We start from the raw sequence: 3,072 nt of genomic DNA, 5'->3' as shown, positions 1-3,072 counted from the left end.
CCTGAAATCGGTCCGAAGTAATAATCGATGACCTTGAGAAGGGAATGACTATGAGAGTAGTAAAGGGCGGCCCGCCGTTTCGCCCCGGGCGCATCAGGGTCGCCCCCGGCAGCGCCTGGGCCGTCTCGCCCTATCGGCGCCCGTCCCGTTTCGCTTGTCAACGAAGCCGCGCGAGCGGGCCTCGCAGCCGCAGAAAGAGCCGCCGGATCACGCAGAATACACGCGGCGAAATGCCGTTTGCCGGTTTTTCAGGCAGACTCCGGATCCGCACCGCCGCCGGCCCCGGCCCGCGCCGCCTGCCGGAAGGCGCCGGGGCTCTGCCCGGTCCAGCCCCGGAAGGCGCGGTAGAAGGCCCCGGCCTCGCTGTACCCCAGCGCCTCGGCGATCGCCGCCACCGGCCGGTCGGTCTCGCGCAGGAGCCGCTGCGCCGCCACCGACAGCATCTCGCCCCGAAGCGCGGCGTAACTCTGGCCCTCGGCCCGCAACTGCCGACGCAGCGTTGCCTCGGACAGGCGCATCTCGGCGGCCAGTTCGGCCACCCCCGGCCACGCGGCGGGCGGCGTCTCCTTGAGCCGCGCCCGCACCCGCGCCGCGGTGCCCCGGTCGTGGCGGTAGCGTACGAGGATGTTGGCGGGGGCCTCGCGCAGGAACTGCGCCAGGGCCTGCTCAGAGCGCACGGTGGGAAGGCGCAGGTAGGCCGCGTCGAAGCGCAGCCGGGTCTGCGGCTGGCCGAAGCGCACGGGCGCGTTGAAGAACTGATGGTAATCCTGCCGGTGCTGCGGCGCGGGACAGGCGAAGTCGAGATCCCGCAGCGGGATCCGCCGCCCGATCAGCCAGCAGGACACCCCCATCAGGATCAGCCAGTAGGTGCGGTAGGCGAAGGCCGGGCGATCGGTCACGTCCTCGAGCACGATCTCGGCGCTGCCTTCGCGGATGCGCAGGGTGCCGCGCGGGTGGTCGAGCACCACGCGCAGGAAATCCAGCGCCCGGCGCAGCGCCTGATCGAGCGTCCTTGCGTGCAGCACCGCGTGGCAGAGCAGGTCGAAGCTGCCGGGCCGCATCGGCCGCGCGGCGAGGCCGAAGAACTCGTCCTCGATGGCCTGCGCGATGGCCCACCAGAGCTGGCCGTAGGCGATGTTCGAGACCGGCTCCGTCACCTGCCCCGGCAGGCCCGCGGCGCGCAGAAGCGGCGACGGGTCGATGCGCCGCTCGTGCAGGCAGTAGAGCGCGTCCTCGACGAAACCGGGGCTGATGCTGCGGCGTTCCATGACGCCACGTACATGGCATTTCCGATCACGATTCAAGACCTCTTCCGTCATTGTATGCCATGGGCCGCGCCCTTACCTCTTCCGGACCACCGCGCGTCGCGCGGAACGGGAGGAGACCGCCATGAACACCAGACCCGACAGCGGGGCACGGCCGAGCTATGCCGAGGCCGTAAAGCTCTTTCGCATCGAAAACGCCATCGCCGGACTTCAGGGCGACATCGCGACCGGCCTCAACGCCTGCGTCGAGTGCTGCGACCGCCATTGCGGCGAGGATCGCATTGCCCTCCGCTGGATCGCCGCCGACGGCCGGTTCGAGACCTACAGCTTCGAGGACCTGCGCGAGATGTCGGCCCGCATGGCCGCCGTGCTCAGGGACGCGGGCGTGCAGCCCGGCGGCGTGGTCGCGGGCCTGCTGCCCCGGACGCCCGACCTCGTGGCAACCGTGCTGGGCGCGTGGCGTCTGGGCGCGGCCTACCAGCCGCTCTTCACCGCCTTCGGCCCCAAGGCCATCGAGCACCGCCTGACCACCGCCGCCACAAGGCTCGTGGTCACCGACACCGCCAACCGCGGCAAGCTCGACGGCATCGCGGACTGCCCGCAGGTGGCCGTGGTGCTGAAGGAGGGCGAGACAGCCCCCGACGGCGACATCGACCTGCGCGCCGCCATGGCCGCGGCGCCGGCCGAGTTCGCGCCCGTGCAGCGCGGCGCCGACGACCTGATGATGATGATGTCCACCTCGGGCACCACCGGCCTGCCCAAGGGCGTTCCGGTGCCGATGCGCGCGCTGCTCGCCTTCGCCGCCTACATGCGCGACGCGGTGGACCTGCGCGCCGGCGACACCTTCTGGAACATCGCCGATCCGGGCTGGGCCTACGGGCTCTACTACGCGATCACCGGCCCGCTGGTGCTGGGACAGGCGACGATCCTCTGCGAGGGCGGCTTCACCGCACAGAGCCTCTGCGACACCGTCGAGCGGCTGGGCGTGACGAGCCTTGCGGGCTCTCCCACCGCCTTCCGGATGCTGATGGCGGCAGGCCCCGAGGTCGCGGCCCGCATCAAGGGACAGCTCCGCGTCGTCAGCAGCGCCGGCGAGCCGCTCAACCCCGAGGTCATCCGCTGGTTCGACCAGAACCTCGACGTGCCGATCCACGACCACTACGGCCAGACCGAGCTTGGCATGGTGGTAAACAACCACCACGGGCTCGACCACCCGGTGCGCGCGGGCTCGGCGGGCTATGCCATGCCCGGCTACCGCGTCGCGGTGCTTGACGAGGCCGGGCGCGAGGTCGGCCCCAACGAGCCCGGCACGCTGGCGGTGGACATCGCCAACTCGCCGCTGCTGTGGTTCACCGGCTACCACAACAAGGACACTCCGGCGATCGCGGGCGGGTACTATCGCACCGGCGACAGCGTCGAGTTCGAGCCCGACGGCTCGATCAGCTTCATCGGCCGCGACGACGACGTCATCACCTCGTCGGGCTACCGCATCGGGCCGTTCGACGTCGAAAGCGCGCTGCTCGAGCACCCGGCGGTGGTGGACGTGGCGGTGATCGGCGTGCCCGACCACGAGCGCACCGAGATCGTGAAGGCCTTCGTGGTGCTGGCGGACGGCGTCGAGGGCACGCAGGAACTGTCCGAGGAGCTGCGCCTGCACGTGCGCGGGCGGCTCTCGGCCCACGCCTACCCCCGCGCGTTGGACTTCGTGGCGGATCTGCCGAAAACTCCCAGCGGCAAGGTGCAGCGCTTCGTGCTGCGCAAGGCCGAGGTCGAAAAGCAGGCGCAGGCCTGAGCCCGGACTCTTGAA

General features: G+C 70.7%; 2 protein-coding genes. One reads left to right on the top strand and one right to left on the bottom strand.

Annotation, left to right across the window (positions count from 1 at the left end):
* Positions 1 to 248: 248 nt before the first annotated feature.
* Positions 249 to 1,268: an AraC family transcriptional regulator gene (locus HC022_RS22640; RefSeq protein ID WP_167453904.1), complete on the bottom strand. Its 1,020-nt coding sequence runs from the start codon at positions 1,266 to 1,268 to the stop codon at positions 249 to 251.
* 121 nt (positions 1,269 to 1,389) lie between these two features.
* Here HC022_RS22640 and HC022_RS22635 point away from each other — a divergent pair, with 121 nt between their 5' ends.
* Entirely contained in the window at positions 1,390 to 3,057 is a 1,668-nt protein-coding gene (locus HC022_RS22635; RefSeq protein WP_167453903.1) for an acyl-CoA synthetase, read from the top strand.
* Positions 3,058 to 3,072 lie beyond the last annotated feature (15 nt).

The organism is Salipiger sp. HF18 (genome assembly GCF_011806505.1).
GTDB classification, from domain to species: domain Bacteria; phylum Pseudomonadota; class Alphaproteobacteria; order Rhodobacterales; family Rhodobacteraceae; genus Salipiger; species Salipiger thiooxidans.
The sequence above is the reverse complement of the archived record's forward strand: the minus strand, read 5'-3'. Positions and strand labels throughout refer to the sequence as shown.

Coding starts and splice junctions, on each gene's coding strand:
- HC022_RS22640 (WP_167453904.1), bottom strand. CDS start 1,268: ATGGAACGCCGCAGCATCAGCCCCGGTTTCGTCGAGGACGCGCTCTAC.
- HC022_RS22635 (WP_167453903.1), top strand. CDS start 1,390: ATGAACACCAGACCCGACAGCGGGGCACGGCCGAGCTATGCCGAGGCC.